This is a genomic window from Microbacterium sp. JZ37, from assembly GCF_035188445.1.
GTDB classification, from domain to species: Bacteria; Actinomycetota; Actinomycetes; order Actinomycetales; family Microbacteriaceae; genus Microbacterium; species Microbacterium barkeri.
The window spans coordinates 1,284,687-1,305,818 of record NZ_CP045253.1; the positions used below are offsets into that span (position 1 = coordinate 1,284,687).

Sequence of the window (21,132 nt, forward strand, 5' to 3'; positions counted from 1 at the left end):
CGTGCGCGTCCGTGCGCCATACTGTGGGAGGCGATGTGACCGTGCGCATCGTGGAATCAGGTGAGGACGAGACGGCTGTGGCCCACGCAACGGAGCGACCGCGGATGCCGAGCATCCGCGATGTGGCGCGCCTCGCCGGCGTGTCCCATCAGACGGTCTCGCGCGTGCTCAACGAGCATCCGTCGATCCGCGAGGAGACGAAGCAGCGCGTCCTCGATGCGATCCGCCAGCTCGACTACCGGCCGAACCAGGCCGCGCGCGCGCTCGTCACGAGCAAGCTGAATCTCATCGGCATCCTGTCGGCCACGGTCGGCGAGTTCGGCCCGACCGCGTCGATCGCGGCGATCGAGGAGGCCGCGCGCGAGGAGGGCTACTCGGTCACCACCCTCAACCTCCCCGACACGTCGCCGGAGGCGATCGGCGGCGCCGTGCGGCAGCTGCTGCGCGAGCAGGTCGACGGCATCGTCGTGCTCGCCCCCCAGGTGCGCGTGTTCCATGTCCTTCGCGGCATGGCGATCGGCGTGCCGTTCGTGAGCCTGCAGACGGCATCCGGCGCGCTCGAGGAGAGCGTCGCACCTGACCAGCTCGAGGGGGCGCGGATGGCGACGCGGCACCTCATCGAGCTGGGGCACGTCGACATCCTCCATCTGTCCGGCCCGCAGGACTGGATCGAGGCGGACTCGCGGATGCGCGGGTACCTGCAGGCTCTGCGCGACGCGGATCTGCCCACGATCCCGCCGATCCGCGGCGACTGGACGGCGGACTTCGGCCACTACGCGGGGCTCGAGCTCGCGCGGCGGCAGGACTTCTCCGCCGTCTTCGCGGCCAACGACCTCATGGCGATCGGGCTCATGCACGGCTTCCGCGATGCGGGCCTCGATGTGCCGCGCGATGTGAGCATCGTGGGCTTCGATGACATTCCCGTCGCGGCACATGTCTGGCCGCCCCTCACCACGGTCCACATCGACTTCGCGGACCTCGGCCGTCGCGCGATCGCGCGACTCCTCGCATCCCTCCGCGGCGAGGCCCCCTCGGCGGAGGAGCCGCCGGCTCCCGCCCTCGTCGTGCGCGACTCGGCCGCACCGCGCCGTTAGCGAGATGTGACACGGCGTCGGCTTGACAGGCCGGCGCGGCGGGTGCACGATAAGACGCGATGTGAACGGTCACACGGAGACGTGCGACCCCGACGAGGATGTCCCGCGACTCCTCGACGGCGCATCCCCCCGCTGTGACGCGGAGGCACACGTCCTGGATTCAGAGGAGAACACCCGTGAAGAAGCACCTTCTGCTCGTCGGCATCGTGGCCGTCGGCGGACTGGCCCTCGCCGGCTGCAGCGGCGACCGCACCGGAGGCGGAGCCGCTGAGGAGGGCGGCGAGGTCGACACGAGCTCGCTGACCATCGGCGTCGCGATGCCGACCCAGCAGTCCGAGCGATGGATCGCGGACGGCGAGAACGTCAAGGCCACCCTGGAGGAGATGGGCTACCAGGTCGACCTCCAGTTCGCGAACGACGACATCCCCACCCAGGTGTCGCAGATCGAGAACATGATCTCGAGCGGCGCCGACGCGCTCATCATCGCCTCGATCGACGGCACGACCCTCACCGACGTCCTGCAGACGGCCGCCGATCAGGACATCCCCGTGATCGCATACGACCGCCTCATCAACGGCACGGAGAACGTCGACTACTACACGACGTTCGACAACTACGAGGTCGGCGTGCAGCAGGCGACGAGCCTGCTGACCGGTCTCGGCGTGCTCGACGAGAACGGCGAGGAGACCGGCGAGAAGGGCCCGTTCAACATCGAGCTCTTCGCGGGCAGCCCCGACGACAACAACGCGAACTTCTTCTGGGACGGCGCGATGGACACCCTCCAGCCCTACCTCGACTCGGGTGTTCTCGCGGTTCCGTCCGGCCAGACCGACTTCGACCAGGCCGCGATCCTGCGCTGGCTGCCGGAGACGGCCCAGGAGCGCATGGAGAACATCCTCACGATCATCGGCGACACGAAGCTCGACGGCGTGCTCTCGCCGTACGACGGCCTCTCGATCGGCATCATCTCGGCGCTCACGAGCGGCGGCTACTCGGCCGACGCGCTGCCGGTCATCACCGGCCAGGACGCCGAGGTCGGCAGCGTGAAGTCGATCCTCGCGGGCGAGCAGTACTCGACGATCTTCAAGGACACGCGCCTGCTCGGCGAAACCGCGGCCGACATGGTCGATGCGCTCATGCACGGCGAGGAGCCCGAGGTCAACGACACCGAGACGTACGACAACACGGTCAAGGTCGTGCCCTCGTACCTCCACGAGTCGGTCATCGTCACGGCCGACAACTACGAGGAGGTCCTCATCGACAGCGGCTACTACGAGGCCGGCGAGCTCGAGTAGCACGGAGCGCGGGTCCGCCTCGACGGCGGGGCGGACCCGCGCGCCCGTCACCCCTCATCCTCACGGCGAGAAAGCGAACCTGTGAACACCATCCTCGAGATGCGCGGCATCACCAAGGAGTTCCCGGGCGTCAAGGCACTGCAGAACGTGACGCTCGAGGTCGAGCGCGGCACCGTCCACGCCATCTGCGGCGAGAACGGCGCCGGCAAGTCGACCCTCATGAAGGTGCTGTCGGGCGTCTACCCGCATGGCACCTACGACGGCGAGATCGTCCTGGAGAACGAGACCGCCCAGTTCCGCGACATCCGCGACTCCGAGCGCGCAGGCGTCGTCATCATCCACCAGGAGCTCGCGCTCAGCCCGCACCTGTCGATCGCCGAGAACATCTTCCTCGGCAACGAGCGCCAGAAGAACGGCTTCATCGACTGGCACGACACGAACGTCGAGGCGCAGAAGCTCCTCGCACGCGTCGGGCTCGGCGACAACCCCGCGACCCCGGTCAAGGAGATCGGCGTCGGCAAGCAGCAGCTCGTCGAGATCGCGAAGGCCCTGTCGAAGAGCGTGAAGCTGCTCATCCTCGACGAGCCCACCGCGGCCCTCAACGACGAGGACTCCGCTCACCTGCTCGACCTGATCCGCCACCTCAAGGGCCAGGGGATCACGTCGATCATCATCAGCCACAAGCTCAACGAGATCAAGGCGATCGCCGACCGGGTGACGATCATCCGCGACGGCCGCACGATCGAGACGCTCGAGCTCAAGACCGACGACGTCTCCGAGAATCGCATCATCAAGGGGATGGTCGGACGCGACCTCGAGCACCGGTACCCCGACCGCACGGTCGATGTCGGCGAAGAGGTCTTCCGCGTCGAGGACTGGTGGGTCGACCACCCCACCGAGTCCGGTCGCACGATCATCCACGGCGCGAACCTCTCGGTCCGCGCGGGAGAGGTCGTCGGCATCGCGGGCCTCATGGGCGCGGGGCGCACGGAGCTCGGCATGAGCATCTTCGGCCGCTCCTACGGATCGAACATCCGCGGCCGCGTGTACGTGCGCGGCAAGGAGGTCAACACGAAGACCGTCGCCGACGCGATCGACGCGGGGATCGCGTATGCGACCGAGGACCGCAAGGTCTTCGGGCTCAACCTCATCGACGACATCAAGCGGAACATCTCCCTCGCGTCGCTCGGCAAGCTCGCCCGACGCGGGTGGGTCGACGCGCACGAGGAGTTCGCCGTCGCCGAGCGGTACCGCAAGAGCATGAACATCAAGGCGCCGTCGGTCGCCTCGGTCGTCGGCAAGCTCTCGGGAGGCAACCAGCAGAAGGTCGTGCTCTCGAAGTGGCTGTTCTCCGACCCCGAGGTGCTCATCCTCGACGAGCCCACGCGCGGCATCGACGTCGGCGCGAAGTACGAGATCTACACCCTCATCAACGAGCTGGCGGCGCAGGGCAAGGCCATCATCGTCATCTCGTCCGAGCTGCCCGAGCTGCTCGGCATCAGCGATCGCGTCTACGCGATCTCGGAGGGGCACATCACCGGCGAGCTGCCGATCGAGCAGGCGACGCCCGAGTCGCTCATGCAGCTCATGACCAAGGAGAAGGAAGCCGACCATGTCCTCAGCTAGCGCCACCGAATCGCCCGTGCGCGGTGCGATCGCGTTCCTGACCTCACGGCTCCGGCAGATCGGCATCTTCATCGCGCTGATCGCGATCGTGCTGTTCTTCCAGATCGTCACGAGCGGTCGCCTCCTGACGGCCGGCAACGTCTCGAACATCGTCGTCCAAAACAGCTACATCCTCATCCTCGCGATCGGCATGGTGATGATCATCATCGCCGGCCACATCGACCTGTCGGTCGGATCGGTCGCGGCCTTCGTCGGCGCCGTCTCGGGTGTGCTCATCGTGCACTGGGGATGGCCGTGGTGGGCGGGCATCCTCGTCTCGCTCCTCATCGGAGCGCTCGTGGGAGCCTGGCAGGGCTTCTGGGTCGCGTACGTGGGGATCCCGGCGTTCATCGTGACGCTCGCGGGCATGCTGCTCTTCCGCGGTCTCACCCAGATCGTGCTCGGCAACACGCAGATCACCCCGTTCCCGACGGAGTACCGCCAGCTGGGCGGCGGCTACCTCTTCCCCGAGCTCTTCCCGGCGTCGAGCTCGCCCGCCGAGTGGATCACGGTGGGCCTGGGCATCCTCGCCCTCGTGCTCTACATCGGCAACTCGCTGCGCGAGCGCGGCAAGCGCGTGAAGCTCGGCCTCGAGAGCGAGCCCGCGTCGTGGTTCTACACGAAGCTCGTCTTCATCTCGGCGCTCATCGCCTACATGACGTACCTGCTCGGCGTGGCCCCCGGATCGCGCGGCACCCCGATCGTCCTGATCGTGCTCGCGGTGCTCATCCTCGCGTACTCGCTCGTGATGAACCGGTCGGTCTTCGGCCGCCACATCTACGCGATCGGCGGCAACCGCCACGCGGCCGACCTGTCGGGCATCAAGTCGAAGAAGGTGGACTTCTACCTCTTCGTCAACATGGGCGTGCTCGCCGCGCTCGCTGGCCTCGTCTTCACGGGCCGCCTCAACTCGGCGGGCCCCGGCGCGGGCAACCTGTTCGAGCTTGACGCGATCGCGGCGGCGTTCATCGGCGGTGCGGCCGTCCAGGGCGGCGTCGGCACCGTGATCGGCGCGATCACGGGCGGTCTCATCATGGGTGTCCTGAACAACGGCATGTCGCTGCTCGGCATCGGCACCGACTACCAGCAGTTCATCAAGGGCCTCGTGCTCCTGCTGGCCGTCGCGTTCGACGTCTGGAACAAGCGCCGCACGCGCGCGAGCTGATCGGCCATCCGACCGCGAAGGGCCGGGGCGTCTTCGGACGCTCCGGCCCTTCGGCGTCCGTCAGACCGGAAGGCCGAGGGGGAGCACGTGCGGCGCGCCGCCGTCGGGATCCGCGACGAGCGCCGAGCGGATGCCGAACACGCGCTGCAGGGTCTCGGGCGTCGCGATCTCCGAGGGCTCGCCGGCGGCGACGACGGCGCCGTCGCGCATGGCGATGAGCCAGTCCGCGTAGCGCGCGGCGAGCGACAGGTCGTGGAGCACCATGACGATCGTGCGCCCCGACGTGCGGTTGAGCGACCGCACGAGCTCGAGCACCTCGAGCTGGTGCGCGACGTCGAGGTACGTCGTGGGCTCGTCGAGCAGGATGGTCTCGGTCTGCTGCGCGAGCGTGAGCGAGATCCACGCGCGCTGACGCTGCCCGCCCGACAGCTCGTCGAGCGGAGCGTCCGCGAGGTCGTCGAGCCGGGTCGCGGCGAGGGCCTCGCGCACGATGTGCTCGTCCTCCCGAGAGAACCGGTCGTACCAGCGCTGATGGGGCGTCCGTCCGCGCGCGACGAGCTCCAGCACGGTCAGCCCCGATGGCGCGGACGGCGCCTGCGGGAGGAGCGCGATGCGACGCGCGATCTCGCGGTGTCCGAGCCGTGCGAGCGGGACGCCGTCGAGCAGCACCTCGCCCGCGGCCGGCGGCAGCAGCCGCCCGAACCCGCGCAGGAGCGTGGACTTGCCGCATCCGTTGGGCCCGATGATCGCCGTGACGCGACCGGCGGGGATGGCCAGCGACAGGTCGCCGACGATGACGCGGCCGTCGTAGGCGAGCGAGAGCGCCGAGGCCTCGAGGCGAGCGGACGTCATGCGATCCTCCTCCGGTTCAGGACGATGAGCCACAGCAGGTACGGAACGCCGACGAGCGCCGTGCCGATGCCCGCGGGAAGCGGGATGGGGAAGAGATGAGCGGTCACGACGTCGGCTGCGAGGAGCAGGACGGCGCCCACGAGCGCGCTCGCCCAGAGGGGAGGCGTGGGCGTGTGCGTCGCGAGGCGCGCGATCTGCGGCGCCGCGAGCGCGACGAACGAGATCGGGCCCGCGACGAGGGCCGCGAACGAGGCGAGCAGCACGGCCGTCGCGAGCACGGCGAGACGCACGGGGCCCAGGCGCACGCCGATGCCGGCTGCCGTCTGGTCGTCGAATGCGGTGAGCGCGAGCTGGTGCGCGAGCGCCGATCCGATGACGAGCAGGACGGCGATCGCGGCGACGCTCGGCGCGATCGCGCTCCACTCGCGCCCGTTGAGGGAGCCGCTCATCCAGGTCACGGCGATCGCGGCGTTCGTGACGTCGCCGAGCGTGAGCAGCCAGGTCGTGAGGCTCGTGGCAAGCCACGACACTCCGATGCCCGCGAGCACCGTGCGGTGCAGGTCGATTCCGCCGCGCCATCCGAGCACGGCGGTCGCGAGTCCCGCGAGGATGCCGCCGCCGAGGGCGGCGGCGGGCATGAGCACGGACGCCGCGATGCCGCTCGCGCCCGCGCTCGCGCCGCCCGCGAGCACGAGGACGGCGACCGCGCCGAGCGCGGCGGCGGAGGTCACGCCGAGGATGTCGGGGCTCGCGAGAGGGTTCCGGGCGATGGTCTGCGTGAGGGCGCCCGACATGCCGAGCGCGAGGCCCGCGGTGAGCGCGGCCGTCGCGCGCGGGAGCCGGAAGCCGTGGACGACGAGGGCCGTCGCATCGTCGGGCGGGTTCCCGAGCAGTGTCGCGACGAGCTCGGAAGGCGGGATCACCGTCGTGCCGATCGAGAGATGCAGCGCGAACGCGGCGCCCGCGAGCAGCGCGAGGGCGACCGTCGCGACCACGGCGCGCATCCGCACGAGCGCCGAGAGGCGCCCGATCCTGACTGGCGCGGGCACGGCCATCCGCGCGCTCACAGCGCGATCTTCCTGCGCGAGCGGGCGATCGCGACGAACAGCGGGGCGCCCACGACCGCGAGGACGACGGTGACCGAGATCTCGCCCGGCCGTGCGACGACGCGGCCGACCGTATCGGCGATGAGGACGATCGCGGGTCCGAGCAGCGCCGACACCGTCAGCTGCCATCGGTAGTCGGGCCCCACGAGCGAGCGCGCGAGATGCGGGACGATGAGGCCCGCGAACGCGATCGGCCCGGCGAGGGTCACGGCGGATGCTCCGAGCAGGGCGATCGCGGCGATGCCGACGGCGCGGGCGCGCCAGGGCGCCTGGCCGAGAGCGGATGCGGCGTCGTCGCCCAGCGCGAGCACGTTGAGGGCGCGCGTGTTGGCGATGGCCAGGACGAGGCCGATGACGATGAGCGGCCAGACGGCGCCGATCGCGCCGCTGCGCGAGGCGAGGGAGCCGACCTGCCAGAACCGGAGCTGGTCGAGCGCCTGCAGATCGAGCAGCGAGATCGCCGTCACGAGCGACGACGCCAGCGCGGAGATCGCGACGCCAGCGAGCACGAACGACAGGGTGCCCTCGCGCCCGGGGGCGACGCGCGCGATCGCGAAGACGAGCACGGCCACGGTGAGGGCGCCCGCGAAGGCGCAGAGAGCGAGGGCGAGGGCCGGCGGGTTCGCTCCGGACGCCGTGACGACGACGATCGCGAGCGCCGCCCCCTGGTAGATGCCGAGGAGTCCCGGGTCGGCGACCGGATTCCTCGTGTGCCCCTGCGTCAGCGTGCCGGCGATGCCGAGGCACGCACCCACGACGAGCCCGAGCACGGTGCGGGGGAGGCGCAGGCCGAGGATCGTCACGTCGGCGTCCGTTCCGGTCGGCGCGAACAGGGCGCCGAGGAGCTCGCCGACGGACGTCACCCGGCCGCCGACGGCGAGACTCAGGACGACCGCGACGAGGAGGAGCAGTGCGCACAGGAGCGCGGCCGCCGGTCGGGAGCGGGGTCGGGCACGGCGCTCGCTCGGGCGCGCGATCGCGGAGACGGATGTCAGGGGAGCCTCCGGCGGTCGGGACATCGGGAGTTCTTAGGTTAGTCTACCCTTCGCGCTGACCCCGTCCGCGCGCCGTCCCCGCGACGGCCTCCTGACACCCGATAGAGGAAGACCGCATGAACACCCTGCGCACCTCGGCGTCCGCCCTCGGCATCGCCGGCCTCGCGCTCGGCCTTCTCGCCTGCGCCCCCGCGACCGCCGAGAGCGGATCCGCCCCCGAGGAGAGCCCGGCGGCCAGCGCCGAGGCGTCCGAGTTCCCGATCACGATCGAGCACGCCATGGGCGAGACGACCATCCCCGAGGAGCCCCTCCGGATCGTCGCGCTCGACCCGAGCTACGTCGACGCGACCCTGCTGCTCGGCTCGCACCTCGTCGGCTACGCCCAGTACCGCCAGGACCCGGACGACCCGTTCGCCCCCTACCTCGGCGACGTCAGCGAGTTCGCGGGCGACGCCGTGAGCGTCGGCACGATGGCCGAGCCCGACCTGGAGGCGATCCTCGCGCTCGAGCCCGACCTCATCATCTCCGCGAAGGTGCGCCAGGAGGCGCTCTACCCGCAGCTGTCGCAGATCGCGCCGACCGTGTTCTCGGAGAGCACGGGCCCGACCTGGCGCGAGAACGTCGTGCTCCTCGGCGAGGCGCTCGGCAAGAAGGACGAGGCGGAGGCCGCCGTCGCCGCCTACGAGGAGCGCGCCGCAGCGGTCGGCGCCGAGATCCTCGAGGCGCAGCCCGACCTCACGGTCGACCTCGTCCGCTTCGCCGGCGAGGACACCGCGCGGCTCTACTCGAGCAACTCCTTCATCGGCGAGATCCTCACCGACATGGGCCTCCCGCGCCCCGAGACGGCGCCCGACACGACGGAGGAGATCTTCGTCCCCATCTCGCAGGAGCAGATCCTGGACGTCGACGCCGGGCTCATCCTCGTGAGCTCGTGGGAGCCCGAGGGAGCAGAGGGTGACGCGTCGCGCGCGCAGCGCGAGCAGTTCGAGTCGAACCCCCTGTGGGACCGCCTCGAGGGCGAGAAGCTCTACGTCGACGACGCGGTCTTCCTCGCGTCGGTGTCGATCCAGGGCGCGCACGAGGTCATCACCACGCTCGCCGAGCACTTCGGGGTCGACCCGCAGCTCGAGGACTGACGCCGGATCCGTTGCCCGGGCCGTCGCCCGGGAGCATACTTGCGGTGGAGCGCCGACCGGCGCTCCACCGCACCCGGACGCAAGGGGGCACCGCCCGGTCGAGCACGGTTCAGCGTGCCGCTGGACCGGGAACGGAAGGGCACCATGCGCACATCCCGCGCGCTTCTCGCGGCCGCCGCAGCCGCAGCGCTCGCACTCACGGCACCCCCTGCCGCATCCGCCGCGCCGCCCGCGCCATCGGAACCCCGGGTCTGGTCGACGCAGCTCGCGGCGCCGTTCAGCCTCGCGGTCGACGGCAAGCGCGTCCTCGTCGCCGACGGGGGCACGGGAGCGGTCGGCCAGCTCCAGCCCGACGGATCGGTCGTCCCGATCGTCGGGGGCGTCCCCGGGCTCGCCGGTCTCGCGATCCGCGGCGGGCGGACCGCGTACGGATCGACCGTCACCGACTTCGGCACCTTCACTAACCTCGAGAGCGGCCTGAACATCCGGTCGGCGCAGGGCGACACCGTGTACGTCGACCTGCACGCGTTCGAGAGCGCGCACAACCCCGACGGCGAGGTGTCGTACGGCGTCTCCGACCCGAGCCCGTGCGTCGAGGACGCGTTCGCGGAGGTGGGCATCCCCGCGAGCTACACGGGCATCGTCGACTCGCATGTCTACGGCGTCACCGCACGACAGGGCGGGTGGATCGTCGCGGATGCCGGGGCCAACACGGTCTACGCCGTGACCGACGACGGGGCGATCGAGCCCCTCGCCGTGCTGCCGCCCCAGCCCATGGAGATCACGGCGGACATGGCGGCGATGTTCGGCATGCCGGACTGCGTCGTCGGGGTGACCTACGCCTTCGAGTCGGTGCCGACGGGCGTCGCGGTCGGCCGCGGCGGCGAGATCCTCGTCAGCACCCTGCCGGGCGGGCCCGAGGTCGGCGCACGCGGCGGGCTCTGGAGTATCGACGCCGAGACGGGAGCGGCGACCCGGCTCGCATCCGGTCTCGCTGGCCCGACGAGCATCGCCGCTGTGCGCGACACCGTGTACGTCGCCGAGCTGTTCGGAGGGCGGGTATCCGCGGTGCACGGCGGGAGCGTCTCGACCGTCGCCGAGCTCCCCGGCGCGCTCGCGGTCGCGACGTCGGCGGACGGGACGCTGTGGGCTGCCACCATGGGCGGCGAGGAGCCGCCCGCTCCCGGCACCATCGTCAGCATCTCGGACGGTGCCGTGAAGGTGATCGGACACGTGAACCGCTGATGCGCGAGGGGATGGCCGGCCCCGGCCATCCCCTCCGCCCAGGCCGGTCGCCTACCCTGGTAGGGACATGGCGCATCTTCTCGGGGCCGAGGCCCTGCATCTCGAGTTCCCCACCCGCATCGTCTTCGACTCCGTCACGCTGGGCGTGAACGAGGGCGACCGCATCGGCATCGTCGGCCGCAACGGCGACGGAAAGTCGAGTCTGCTCGCGATGCTCGCGGGTCGTCTCGAACCCGACAGCGGCCGCGTGACGGTGCGCGGGGGCGTGCGGATCGGCGTGCTCGACCAGGCGGATACGCTCGACGACGACGACACGATCGGGAGCGCCGTCGTCGGCGACGCCCCGGAGCACGAGTGGGCGGGCGACGCCCGCGTGCGCGATGTCATCGCGGGCCTGCTGCGCGACCTTCCGTGGGATGCCCGGCTCGCGGAGCTCTCGGGCGGTCAGCGCCGACGGGTGGCGCTCGCGCGGCTCCTCGCCGGCGACTGGGATGTCATCGCGCTCGACGAGCCCACGAACCACCTCGACGTCGAGGCGATCGCGTGGCTCGCCGCGCACCTCAAGCGCCGGTGGTCCGCGAACGCGGGCGGGCTGCTCGTCGTGACGCACGACCGGTGGTTCCTCGACGAGGTGTGCACCACGACGTGGGAGGTCCACGACCGGATCGTCGAGCCCTTCGAGGGCGGCTATGCCGCGTACATCCTCCAGCGCGTCGAGCGCGACCGGCAGGCCGCGGCGATCGAGCAGCGGCGCCAGAACCTGGCCCGCAAGGAGCTCGCGTGGCTGCGCCGGGGAGCGCCCGCGCGCACGTCGAAGCCGAAGTTCCGCATCGACGCGGCCAACGAGCTCATCGCCGACGTCCCCGACGTGCGCGACAAGGTCGCGCTCCAGTCGCTCGCCGTCTCGCGCCTCGGCAAGGACGTCGTCGACCTGCTCGACGCCTCCGTCTCGTACGGCGACCGCGAGGTGCTCCGCCGGATCGAGTGGCGCATCGCACCGGGCGAGCGCACCGGCATCCTGGGCGTGAACGGCGCCGGGAAGTCGACGCTGCTCGGTCTGATCGCGGGCACCGTCGAGCCGACGGCAGGCCGGGTCAAGCGCGGGAAGACCGTGAAGGTCGCGACGCTGACGCAGCGGATGGACGAGCTCGAGCCGCACATGCAGGACCCGGTGCGCGTGGTCATCTCGAACCTGCGCACGAGCTACACGATCGGGTCGGGCTCGAAGGCGCAGGAGCTCACCCCGGGCCAGCTGCTCGAGCGCATGGGCTTCTCGTCGGTGCAGCTGTCGACGCCCGTCAAGGACCTCTCGGGCGGGCAGAAGCGGCGCCTGCAGCTGCTGCTGATCCTCCTCGATCAGCCCAATGTACTCATCCTCGACGAGCCCACCAACGACCTCGACACCGACATGCTCGCGGCGATGGAGGATCTCCTCGACTCCTGGGCGGGCACGCTCCTCGTCGTCTCGCACGACCGGTACTTCCTCGAGCGCGTCACCGATCAGCAGTACGCGGTTCTTGACGGGCGACTGCGGCATCTTCCCGGCGGCGTCGACGAGTACCTCCGACTGCGTGATGCGCAGGAGTCCGCGCGTGACCGTGCCCCGGCTGCCGCGGCGGGGGCCGCCGCGGCGACGCCTGCCGCGGGGCTGTCAGGCGCCGAGCTGCGGGCCGCGCAGAAGGAGCTCGCCGCCGCGGAGCGCAAGCTCGAGAAGCTCCAGGCCGATATCGCGAAGGTGCACGACCGGATGGCCGCGCACGACCAGAGCGACTACGAGGGCCTGGGCGCGCTGTCGGCCGAGATCCGGGCGCTCGAAGAGCAGACGGCGCAGATCGAGGAGCGCTGGCTCGAGCTCAGCGAGCTCGTCGAGTAGCGCGCCCGCGGTCAGCGCCGGTCGGAGGCGATCCGCGACCAGATCCCGAGGTCGACGCGGCCGCCATCCGTGAACCCCGCATTGCGCGCCGTGCCCTCGTAGACGAACCCGGCGCGCTCGGCGACCCGCGTGGACGCCGCGTTGCCGGTCGCGATGCGGAGCTCGACGCGCTCGAACGCCTGCGCGTCGATCAGCCAGGAGGCGAGGGCATCGACGGCGCCTGCGGCGAGCCCGCGGCCTCGGTGCGCAGGCGAGAGCCAGTAGCCGAGCTCGGCGGTGCGCGCCCGCCAGTCGACGCGCTTGACGTCGATGCAGCCGGCCATCCGCTCGCCTTCTCTGATGCAGCGGACGAGCCCGGATCCCGACGCGCGGATGGTCTCGGCGACGCGGGTGCTCCAGTCGGCTGCGAGCTCGAGCGGGTACGGACGGGGGAGCGGGAGCCAGCGGCGGATCTCCACGTCGTCCACCGCGGCGTGGATGGCGGCCGCGTCGTCGGACGCGAAGGCTGTCAGGGCGACCCCTGCCCGCACGGGGATCACCTCATCGGGCAGCGCGTTCATGCCTGGTCCGGCATGAGCGCGCCGATCGCCGCCTCCGCGCCGCTCACGCGGAGGTCCCAGTCGGGGCGCCCGAACTCCGCGGCCGAGAGGCGCAGGCGCACGAGATCGTCGACCTGGTCGGGACGCGCCCGGACGCGCTCGATGCCGTTCTCGCGGTAGCCCAGTGCGCGCGAGACCCCGAGCGACGCCGCATTCCAGCTGGCGGCTCCGGACTCCGCCCACTCCGCGCCGAGCACGTCGAAGGCGAAGAGCAGGACCGCGGCCCGCATCTCGCGCCCGAGCCCGCGCCCCTGCGCGGAGCGGGTCAGCCACGAGCCGGTGTGCACCGTGCGCAGGGCGGGGAAGTCGCGTCCGTCGAGATCCTGGATCCCGATGGGCCTGCCGTCCTCGAGGACGGCGAAGCTGATGCCCCATGCCTCCGGCCGGAGCTGCGCGCGCCGGCTCCAGTGGAACCGCGCGAACTCGCGCCGCAGGACCTCGGGCTCAGCGTCGGTCCATGGCGCGCTGAACGGCATGCGGTCCGGATCGTGGATCCCCTCGATCGCCGCATCCGTGAGCGGTGCGAGATCCTCGTCGCGCAGCGGTCTCAGGGTGAGGCGCGGCGTGGCGAGCTCGAGCGCGAACAGCGGCCAGACGGTCTCGATCCCCATCCGGTCAGGCTATGCGACGCGGCGGCGTGCGTGCGATCAGGACGCGCGTCGCGCTCACCCCGACGGCGTCATGTCGTAGGTCACCCAGGGCGTCGCGACAGCATGGGCGTCGTACACGGACCGGGCGACCTCGTTGTCCGCCGCCGTGATCCAGCGGACGACGCTCGCCCCTCCCGCAGCGGCGAGCTGGGCAGCGTGCTTCAGCAGCATGCCTGCCGCGCCGGCTCCGCGGGCATCCGGAGAGGTGAAGAGATCGTCGAGGTAGAGGCCCGTCGTCGCGGTGGATGGCCGAGCGAACCATCGCAGGTTCGCGAGCGCGACGGGGCGATCGCGCTCATCCACGGCGACGAGCCCGACGAGGCCATGCGCTCCTTCGCGGACCCAGGTCCACGTCGTGGCGACGGCGTCGGGATCATCGGGGAGCCGGTAGAAGGCGCGATATCCGCGGTAGAGGGCGGCCCACTCGTCGGAGTCACGCGCATCGACGGGGCGAACGCTCAGTGTCATCCTCAGATCGTCCCCTGCACGGGGGGCTGACCCCGACGGCAGTGCCCTCGCCGCACGATCCGTTGCCGTTTCGTGATCGATCTCCACCGAGCCTGCGTCGTCTGGATCTGCGAATGTCGGTGGTCCTTGTGATGATGGATATATGGAGATCAGTTCGAGTGCGCGGGCGTCGGCGGGGTGGCTGCCGACGTCGGATGAGCGCGCTCGGCTGGGGGCGCTCGCGGATGCGCTGGAGGTGAACGGGCGGTCCCTGGCGTCGCTGGAGGCGATGCAGGCGCTCCTGATCGCGCACATGGTGGAGGTCGCGCAGGAGCAGTACGCGCGGGAGGCGCGGGCTCTGGCCGACGGCGAGGAGGGCCGAGGGTGGTCCTTCCGGGCGCTGGCAGAGGAGATCGCGGGCGTGCTGGGATGCGCGCGGGCGACGGCCGAGGCGCGGATGGCCGACGCGGTCGCGCTGGTGAATCGGTATCCGCGGGTCCTCGCGTCGATGCAGGCGGGGCGCGTCTCGGCAGGGCAGGCGCGCGTGATCGTGGAGCTCGGGGATGAGCTGGAGTCCGCGACGGCGCGGGCGCGGTTCGAGGAGCTGGTGCTGGGCGTGCTGGCCGAGCACGCGCTGACACCCGGCCGGCTGCGTCCCGTGGCGGAGGCCGTGGCGGAGCGGCTGCAGCCGCGGTCGCTGCGAGAGCGGCACGAGGAGGAGGCTGGGCGGCGTCGAGTGGTGTTCCAGCGGGGCCGGCACGGGATGGGCTGGGTGCGGATGTACGTGTCCGCGCTGGTCGGCGAGGGGATCGTGGATCGTTCCCGGCGGCTGGCTGAGGAGCTCGCGGCGGCGGATGTCGACGGCTCTGACGAGCGCACCGCCGAGCAGCGGCAGGTGGATGTGCTGTGCGATCTCGCTCTCGCGGGGGCGCCCACAGCCGGCCCGCAGGGAGTGCCGACGGGACTCGCGGGAATCCGCGCGAGCGTGCAGATCACGATCCCCGCCCGCGCGTTCATCGCCGCTGCGGAGCACCGCGCCGCCGGCGCCGCGGAGATCGGCGGAGAGGGCGACGACGAGCTCGCCGACCCGTGTCCCGACGATGACACCGCGGACGCGACCCCTCAGGGGTCTGGGCGTGACGCGTTCGGACGCCCGACGGAGCGCCTCGTGGGCGGGGCGGCCGTGCTGTGCGGGCACGGGGTGATCCCCGTCGTGCAGGCGGTTGAGCTCGCTGCGACCGCCCCTGTGTGGGAGCGGCTGTTCGTCGACGCCGACACCGGAGCGCTGCTCGCGGTGGATCTGCGCTTCCCGAACGCCGCGCAGCGTCGATACCTGAGAGCGCGCGACGAGCACTGCCGGTTCCCCGGATGCCGTCGCCCCATCCGCAAGCGCCTCTCCGACGCCGATCACACGATCGATCACTGCCTCGGCGGGCCCACCTGCGTGTGCAACCTCGCCTACCTCTGCGAATATCACCACACCCTCAAGCACCATTCCGCATGGACGGTCGTGCAGAGACCCGGCGGCGTCCTCGAATGGACGTCGCCGACGGGACGCACCTGCACCGACATGCCGCCGCCCGTCGTCCGCTTCATCCACGACGGCGACCCGCCACCCTTCTGAACGGTGGAGGAGGGGCTGCCCGGTGAGCCTGCGCGGTGTACGAGCGGGCACCTGACTGAAGGTTCGGGGAACAGTGCGCGGGAGGGGTTGACGCTCCCGTGCGCCCTGAGTAGGCCTGGGGGAGCCGGGGTCTTCCTGACCCAGGCGAGGGGGAATCGCTCGGATCGGCGTGCTCGCGTCGGTTGACGACGACCGCTCGTCGTCGGCGCCGTTCACATCCAGATCAGTTGGGGGAACAACATGAGCAATTCGGATCAGTTCGGGCAGAACGACCAGTCCGAGGGGCAGGGGGCTGAGGAGTTCGGGTCGGGCGACCAGTACTCCGGAGAGGCTTCGGAGTCGTACGGCGAGTCGTCGGAGCAGGGCGGCTCCTACGACGGGGGTTCGTCGGATTCGTCATACGGCGGCGCGTCGTCGGAGTCGTCGTACGGCGGCGAGTCGGGCGAGTCGACCGGAAGCGAGTCGTCCGGCGAGTCGTATGGAAGCGAGTCCTCGTACGGCGGTGAGTCGTCGTCGGAGTCCTCCTACGGCAGCGAGTCGACCGCGTTCGGCGATGAGTCGTCCGAGTCCTCCTACGGCAGCGAGTCGTCGGGCGAGGAGAGCGGCTCCGCATACGGCGGCGAGTCGTCATCGGAGTCGTCGTTCGGCGGATCCTCGGAGCAGAGCGGCTCCTACGAGGAGTAGTGAGCTCGCGGCCGTGAGGCCGATCCCGCACGGGAGCCTCGTCGGATCGGATCCGGCGAGGCTCCCGCACGTCCGGCTGTCAGCGCGTCGGCGGTCGCGGCGTTCGGGGCGTCGTCGATCACGCGCCGATCTGCTCCTCGTACCACGCGATCTTCTCGTCGAGTCTCGCGCGGCGCTGCCGCAGGAGCTCCAGCTGCGCATCGACGTCGTCCGCGTGCTCGCGCAGCAGGTCGACGCGGGCGCGCAGGGTGGACGCGTCGCGGCAGAGCTCTCCGTACCGGCGCAGCCGCTCGATCGGCATCCCCGTGTCGCGCAGGCACTTGAGGAAGTCGAGCGTCGACAGGTCGCCGTCGGTGTACACGCGCCTCCCGCCGCCGTCGCGTGCGACCGGCGGCAGGATCCCCTCGCGCTCGTAGTAGCGGAGCGTGTCGATGGAGAGGCCGGAGCGCGTGGAGGCCTCTGCCGGGGAGTAGGTCGTCATGCTCGCACGATAGCGCTTGACCTGGAGCGCGCTCCAGGTCGCATCGTGTCCTCATGACCGTCACCACCACGCCCCTCGTCCTCGGCGCCATGACCTTCGGAACCCGTCTCGACGACGAGGCGTCCTTCGCCCTTCTCGACCGCTTCGTGGAACGCGGCGGCGAGTGGATCGACACCGCCGACTGCTATGCGTTCTGGGAGAGCGCGGATGGCCGCGGCGGCGCGAGCGAGACCGTCCTCGGCCGGTGGCTCGCGGCACGGCCGGGGATGCGCGAGCGCGTCCGCCTCTCGACGAAGGTCGGCGCCGAGCCGCTCTGGGCCGGGTCCTGGCCCGAGCACCGCGCGGGCCTGAGCCGTCGCGCGATCCACGACGCGTTCCGGGGAAGCCTCTCGCGCCTCGGCGTCGACTCCGTCGATCTCCTCTGGCTGCATCAGGAGGACCGGCAGACGCCGATCGAGGAGACCGTCGACGCCCTGCAGGAGCTCGTCGAGCGCGGCGAGGTGCGCAGGGTCGGGGCGTCGAACCATCCGGCCTGGCGTGTCGAGCGCGCGAGGCGGCACGCATCGGCGTCGGGTGCCCTTCCGATCGACGCGCTCCAGCTCAACGCGACCTACCTGCGGGCGCGCCCGGGCGTGCGGCCGGCGGGAGTCGTGCACCCCTTCGGCCTCCTGAGCGACGAGCAGCGCGACATCGCGCGCGAGCACCGCATGGAGATCTGGGCCTACACACCCCTCCTCGGGGGCGCCTACGACGACCCAGAGAAGGAGATCGACCCGGTATACGACCACCCGGGCAACGCGCGCCGACTCGAGGCCCTCGACGAGGTCGCCCGCGACACGGGCGCGACCCGCGGGCAGGTCGTCCTCGCGTGGCTCGTGTCGCAGGGCATCCGCCCGATCCTCGGCGGGAGCCGGCTGCACCAGCTCGACGCCGCTCTCGACGGCGTCGCGCTCGAGCTCACGGCCGCGCAGCTCGAGCGGCTCGACGTCGAGGGCTGAGCCCGGTCAGACCCCGCCGTCGAAGCTGAGGCTGAGGCGGCGCAGCAGCGCGGCCAGCCGCGTCCGCTCGGCCGCCGACAGGCGGCCGAGCAGCTCGGCTTCGGCGTCCATGAGTCGTGTGATGGCGGCGTCGACGCGCGTGCGGCCGTCGTCCGTGAGCGTGACGAGCACGCTGCGGCCGTCGCCGGGGTCGGACTCCCGGCGGACGAACCCGCGCGTCACGAGGCGGTCGATCCGGTTCGTCATGGTGCCGCTCGACACGAGCGTCTGCTGCAGCAGCTGCTTGGGGCTCAGCTGGTACGGGGCTCCGGCCCGGCGCAGGGCCGAGAGGACATCCCACTCCCACGGCTCGATCTCCGTGCGGCTGAACGCCTCGCGGCGCGCGCGGTCGAGATGCCGCGAGAGACGGTCGACACGCGAGAGCACCTCCATCGGCGAGAAGTCGAGATCGGGGCGCTGTGTCGCCCAGGCGCCCACGATGCGGTCGACTTCGTCGGTATCCGTGGCCATCCGTCCAGTATCACGCACGCGCGCCATCGGTCAGACGCCGGCCGACGACCCGAGCCCGACGACGCCACGTGGCAGACTTGTGGGGCGGCCAGGGGCCGTGGTCCGCCATGGTGTAACGGCAGCACGACAGCCTTTGGAGCTGTGAGGACCAGGTTCGAATCCTGGTGGCGGAGCGTGACGGAGAGCGACGTGACGGAGAACCACGTGACACAGAGCGAACTGGCGATCGTCATCCTGGCCGCGGGGCAGGGGACGCGCATGAGATCGAAGCTCCCGAAGGTGCTGCACCGGATCGGCGGCCGCCCGCTCGTCGGGCACGTCCTGCACACGGCGCAGCAGCTCGACGCGGTCGTGACGCGCGTCGTCGTGCGCCACGAGCGCGACCGGGTGGTCGAGGCGATCGCCGACTTCCCCGGCGTGGAGCCGGTCGACCAGGACGACATCCCGGGAACGGGGCGTGCGGTCCAGGTCGCGGTCGAGAACCTCCCGGACTCGTTCGGCGGCGATGTCCTCGTGCTGAGCGGCGACGTGCCGCTGCTCGATGCGGAGACCCTCGCGTCGCTCATCGAGACGCACCGCAGCTCGGGCGCCGAGGCGACCCTCCTGACCGCGTCGCTCGACGATCCGTCGGGCTATGGGCGCGTCGTCCGCGACGCCGACGGCGCGGTCGCCCGCATCGTCGAGCAGAAGGACGCGAGCGACGACGAGCTCGCCATCGCCGAGATCAACGCGGGCGTCTACGTCTTCCGTGCGCCGGCGCTGCGCGCGCAGCTCGCGCGGATCGGCACGGCGAACGCGCAGGGGGAGATGTACCTCACCGACGTCGTCCGCCTGCTCCGCGAGGAGGGCGCACGCGTCGCCGCCCAGACGGCACCCGACGCGCGCATCGCGCTCGGCGTGAACGACCGCGTGCAGCTCGCGGAGGCCGCGGCCATCCTCAATGCGCGCATCGTGCGCCGCTGGCAGGTCGAGGGCGCGACCATCCTCGACCCCGCGTCCACGTGGATCGACGACACCGCATCGCTCGCCCCTGACGTGACCGTGCTGCCCGGCACCTTCATCCTGGGCGCGACGAGCGTGGGCGAGGGGGCGACGATCGGCCCTGACACCTCCCTCCTCGACTGCGAGGTCGGCGAGGGCGCGACCGTCCGGCGCACCGACGCGACGCTCGCCGTGATCGGCGCGGGGGCGACCGTCGGTCCGTTCGCCTTCCTGCGCCCCGGCGCGGAGCTCGCCGCGGACGCGAAGGTCGGCACGTTCGTCGAGGTGAAGAACTCGACGATCGGCGAGGGCAGCAAGGTGCCGCACCTCTCGTACGTCGGCGACACGACGATCGGCCGCGGCGTCAACCTCGGCGCGGGCGCGATCACCGCGAACTACGACGACATCGCCAAGCACCGCACGGTGATCGGCGACGAGGTGCACACCGGCTCGCACAACGTCTTCGTCGCCCCCGTTACACTGGGTGACGGCGCGAAGACGGGAGCGGGCGCGGTCATCCGCAAGGATGTGCCGGCGGGCGCTCTCGCTCTCAGCGTGGCACCCCAGCGGAACATCGCCGGGTGGGTCGAGACGAACAGGGCGGGCACCGCAGCGGCAGAGGCCGCGGCTCGTGCCCGAGCGGCGGAGAAAGCAGCCGATGGCGCGCACGAAGAAGACCATTGACCTCGACCTCGAACGGGGCATCGCCCCGGGAGTCGTCACCAAGACGAAGAAGCGGCTGGTGGTGGTCGCGGGGCGCTCGCATCCCGAGCTCGCCCAGGCCGTCGGCGAGCAGCTCGGCATCGGCATCGCGCCGACCGAGCACCGCACCTTCGCGTCCGGTGAGATCTACACGCGCTTCGAGGTCTCGATGCGCGGCAGCGACGTCTTCCTCATCCAGTCGTTCAGCCAGAGCGTCAATGAGGAGCTCATGGAGATGCTCATCATGCTCGACGCCCTCAAGCGCGCGTCGGCGAAGCGCGTCACCGTGGTCGTGCCGTACTACCCGTACTCGCGCCAGGACAAGAAGGGGCGCGGCCGCGAGCCGATCTCGGCGCGCCTCGTCACCGACCTGATCACGACGGCCGGCGCCGACCGCATCATGAGCGTCGACCTGCACGCCTCCCAGATCCAGGGCTTCTTCGACGGTCCCGTCGACCACCTCTTCGCGAAGCCGGTGCTGCTGCGCCACTTCGAGGACACCCTCACGGAGGAGGAGCGCGAGACGCTCACGGTCGTCTCGCCCGACATGGGCCGCGTCCGCGTCGCCGACACGTGGTCGGACAGCCTCTCGGCGCCGCTCGCGATCATCCACAAGCGCCGTGACCCGAAGGTCGCCAACCAGGTCTCCGTGCACGAGATCGTCGGCGAGGTGTCGGGCCGCACGTGCCTCCTCGTCGACGACATGATCGACACGGCCGGAACGATCGTGAAGGCCGCCCAGGCGCTCAAGGCCAACGGCGCGAAGAAGGTCATCGTCGGCGCGACCCACGCGATCTTCAGCGACCCCGCCGTCGAGCGGCTGCAGGATGCGTCCGTCGACCGCGTCGTGGTCACCGACACCGTGCCGATCCCGCCGGAGCGCCGCTTCGAGAAGCTCACGGTGCTCTCCGCGGCGCCGCTGCTCGCGCGTGCCATCCGCGAGGTGTTCGACGACGGATCGGTCACGAGCATGTTCGACGGCGCCGCCTGAGCGACCGTCACAGCAGACTCATAAGGTCCGCGAAGCGGT

20 protein-coding genes and 1 tRNA gene are annotated in these 21,132 nt (G+C 71.2%); 13 read left to right on the forward strand and 8 right to left on the reverse strand.

Going from position 1 to position 21,132, the window contains the following annotated elements:
* Nucleotides 1-104 precede the first annotated feature (104 nt).
* The 4 genes from GC092_RS05645 to mmsB all read left to right on the forward strand — a co-directional run bounded on the left by GC092_RS05645 (nucleotide 105) and on the right by mmsB (nucleotide 5,219).
* Nucleotides 105-1,094 carry a LacI family DNA-binding transcriptional regulator gene (locus GC092_RS05645; RefSeq protein ID WP_271172859.1) on the forward strand — a complete coding sequence of 330 codons (990 nt, stop codon included), beginning with the start codon at nucleotides 105-107 and terminating at the stop codon, nucleotides 1,092-1,094.
* Between the two features lie 176 nt (nucleotides 1,095-1,270).
* A complete protein-coding gene (gene chvE / locus GC092_RS05650) occupies nucleotides 1,271-2,389 on the forward strand; it encodes a multiple monosaccharide ABC transporter substrate-binding protein (protein WP_324014376.1) in 1,119 nt (372 codons plus the stop codon).
* A gap of 99 nt (nucleotides 2,390-2,488) precedes the next feature.
* On the forward strand, nucleotides 2,489-4,015 hold the full coding sequence (gene mmsA, locus GC092_RS05655) for a multiple monosaccharide ABC transporter ATP-binding protein (RefSeq protein ID WP_271172858.1): 1,527 nt from the start codon (nucleotides 2,489-2,491) through the stop codon (nucleotides 4,013-4,015).
* Nucleotides 4,002-5,219: a multiple monosaccharide ABC transporter permease gene (mmsB, locus tag GC092_RS05660; RefSeq protein ID WP_271172693.1), complete on the forward strand. Its 1,218-nt coding sequence runs from the start codon at nucleotides 4,002-4,004 to the stop codon at nucleotides 5,217-5,219. The genes mmsA and mmsB overlap by 14 nt, the downstream gene beginning before the upstream one ends.
* Nucleotides 5,220-5,279: 60 nt before the next feature.
* On the opposite strand, the gene GC092_RS05665 is transcribed toward mmsB, so the two are convergent.
* Genes GC092_RS05665 through GC092_RS05675 form a run of 3 tightly spaced genes read right to left on the reverse strand, consistent with a single transcriptional unit; the run spans nucleotide 5,280 to nucleotide 8,196 of the window.
* A complete protein-coding gene (locus GC092_RS05665; protein WP_324014377.1) occupies nucleotides 5,280-6,071 on the reverse strand; it encodes an ABC transporter ATP-binding protein in 792 nt (263 codons plus the stop codon).
* The gene (locus tag GC092_RS05670; protein WP_324014378.1) at nucleotides 6,068-7,138 is read right to left on the reverse strand and encodes a FecCD family ABC transporter permease; all 1,071 of its coding nucleotides are present in this window, start codon (nucleotides 7,136-7,138) and stop codon (nucleotides 6,068-6,070) included. Before GC092_RS05670 ends, GC092_RS05665 begins: the two co-directional genes overlap by 4 nt.
* Nucleotides 7,135-8,196, reverse strand: a complete 1,062-nt coding sequence (locus GC092_RS05675) for a FecCD family ABC transporter permease (RefSeq protein ID WP_271172690.1) — start codon at nucleotides 8,194-8,196, stop codon at nucleotides 7,135-7,137. The genes GC092_RS05670 and GC092_RS05675 overlap by 4 nt, the downstream gene beginning before the upstream one ends.
* Before the next feature lie 92 nt (nucleotides 8,197-8,288).
* Here GC092_RS05675 and GC092_RS05680 point away from each other — a divergent pair, with 92 nt between their 5' ends.
* The 3 genes from GC092_RS05680 to GC092_RS05690 all read left to right on the forward strand — a co-directional run bounded on the left by GC092_RS05680 (nucleotide 8,289) and on the right by GC092_RS05690 (nucleotide 12,426).
* Nucleotides 8,289-9,308 carry an ABC transporter substrate-binding protein gene (locus GC092_RS05680; RefSeq protein ID WP_324014379.1) on the forward strand — a complete coding sequence of 340 codons (1,020 nt, stop codon included), beginning with the start codon at nucleotides 8,289-8,291 and terminating at the stop codon, nucleotides 9,306-9,308.
* Nucleotides 9,309-9,452: 144 nt separating this feature from the next.
* Nucleotides 9,453-10,553 carry a ScyD/ScyE family protein gene (locus GC092_RS05685; protein WP_324014380.1) on the forward strand — a complete coding sequence of 367 codons (1,101 nt, stop codon included), beginning with the start codon at nucleotides 9,453-9,455 and terminating at the stop codon, nucleotides 10,551-10,553.
* Between the two features lie 67 nt (nucleotides 10,554-10,620).
* Nucleotides 10,621-12,426, forward strand: coding sequence for an ABC-F family ATP-binding cassette domain-containing protein (locus GC092_RS05690; protein WP_324014381.1), 1,806 nt, complete (start codon nucleotides 10,621-10,623; stop codon nucleotides 12,424-12,426).
* Between the two features lie 11 nt (nucleotides 12,427-12,437).
* Here GC092_RS05690 and GC092_RS05695 read toward each other — a convergent pair whose 3' ends face one another.
* From GC092_RS05695 to GC092_RS05705, 3 genes are read right to left on the reverse strand one after another with little or no spacing between them, the layout of a single operon-like run.
* Complete coding sequence (locus tag GC092_RS05695; protein WP_324014382.1) at nucleotides 12,438-12,986, reverse strand: GNAT family N-acetyltransferase; 549 nt, start codon at nucleotides 12,984-12,986, stop codon at nucleotides 12,438-12,440.
* Nucleotides 12,983-13,636, reverse strand: a complete 654-nt coding sequence (locus tag GC092_RS05700) for a GNAT family N-acetyltransferase (protein WP_324014383.1) — start codon at nucleotides 13,634-13,636, stop codon at nucleotides 12,983-12,985. The genes GC092_RS05695 and GC092_RS05700 overlap by 4 nt, the downstream gene beginning before the upstream one ends.
* A 54-nt stretch (nucleotides 13,637-13,690) precedes the next feature.
* Nucleotides 13,691-14,143 (reverse strand): GNAT family N-acetyltransferase, encoded by a 453-nt coding sequence (locus tag GC092_RS05705; protein ID WP_324014384.1) that lies wholly within the window; start codon nucleotides 14,141-14,143, stop codon nucleotides 13,691-13,693.
* A 142-nt stretch (nucleotides 14,144-14,285) separates the two neighbouring features.
* Here GC092_RS05705 and GC092_RS05710 point away from each other — a divergent pair, with 142 nt between their 5' ends.
* Together GC092_RS05710 and GC092_RS05715 are read left to right on the forward strand one after the other, a co-directional pair.
* Complete coding sequence (locus GC092_RS05710; protein ID WP_324014385.1) at nucleotides 14,286-15,746, forward strand: HNH endonuclease signature motif containing protein; 1,461 nt, start codon at nucleotides 14,286-14,288, stop codon at nucleotides 15,744-15,746.
* 240 nt (nucleotides 15,747-15,986) lie between these two features.
* The gene (locus tag GC092_RS05715) at nucleotides 15,987-16,430 is read left to right on the forward strand and encodes a hypothetical protein (RefSeq protein WP_324014386.1); all 444 of its coding nucleotides are present in this window, start codon (nucleotides 15,987-15,989) and stop codon (nucleotides 16,428-16,430) included.
* A 118-nt stretch (nucleotides 16,431-16,548) separates the two neighbouring features.
* On the opposite strand, the gene GC092_RS05720 is transcribed toward GC092_RS05715, so the two are convergent.
* Nucleotides 16,549-16,911 carry a MerR family transcriptional regulator gene (locus GC092_RS05720; RefSeq protein WP_324014387.1) on the reverse strand — a complete coding sequence of 121 codons (363 nt, stop codon included), beginning with the start codon at nucleotides 16,909-16,911 and terminating at the stop codon, nucleotides 16,549-16,551.
* Between the two features lie 53 nt (nucleotides 16,912-16,964).
* Here GC092_RS05720 and GC092_RS05725 point away from each other — a divergent pair, with 53 nt between their 5' ends.
* Nucleotides 16,965-17,909: an aldo/keto reductase gene (locus GC092_RS05725; protein ID WP_324014388.1), complete on the forward strand. Its 945-nt coding sequence runs from the start codon at nucleotides 16,965-16,967 to the stop codon at nucleotides 17,907-17,909.
* A gap of 6 nt (nucleotides 17,910-17,915) precedes the next feature.
* Here GC092_RS05725 and GC092_RS05730 read toward each other — a convergent pair whose 3' ends face one another.
* On the reverse strand, nucleotides 17,916-18,419 hold the full coding sequence (locus GC092_RS05730) for a MarR family winged helix-turn-helix transcriptional regulator (protein ID WP_271173815.1): 504 nt from the start codon (nucleotides 18,417-18,419) through the stop codon (nucleotides 17,916-17,918).
* 101 nt (nucleotides 18,420-18,520) lie between these two features.
* On the opposite strand from GC092_RS05730, the gene GC092_RS05735 reads away from it, so the two are divergent.
* The 3 genes from GC092_RS05735 to GC092_RS05745 all read left to right on the forward strand — a co-directional run bounded on the left by GC092_RS05735 (nucleotide 18,521) and on the right by GC092_RS05745 (nucleotide 21,093).
* Nucleotides 18,521-18,592, forward strand: a tRNA-Gln gene (locus tag GC092_RS05735).
* 31 nt (nucleotides 18,593-18,623) lie between these two features.
* Nucleotides 18,624-20,084: a bifunctional UDP-N-acetylglucosamine diphosphorylase/glucosamine-1-phosphate N-acetyltransferase GlmU gene (gene glmU / locus GC092_RS05740; RefSeq protein WP_324014389.1), complete on the forward strand. Its 1,461-nt coding sequence runs from the start codon at nucleotides 18,624-18,626 to the stop codon at nucleotides 20,082-20,084.
* A complete protein-coding gene (locus GC092_RS05745; RefSeq protein ID WP_324014390.1) occupies nucleotides 20,059-21,093 on the forward strand; it encodes a ribose-phosphate diphosphokinase in 1,035 nt (344 codons plus the stop codon). Before glmU ends, GC092_RS05745 begins: the two co-directional genes overlap by 26 nt.
* The last annotated feature ends 39 nt before the right edge of the window (nucleotides 21,094-21,132 follow it).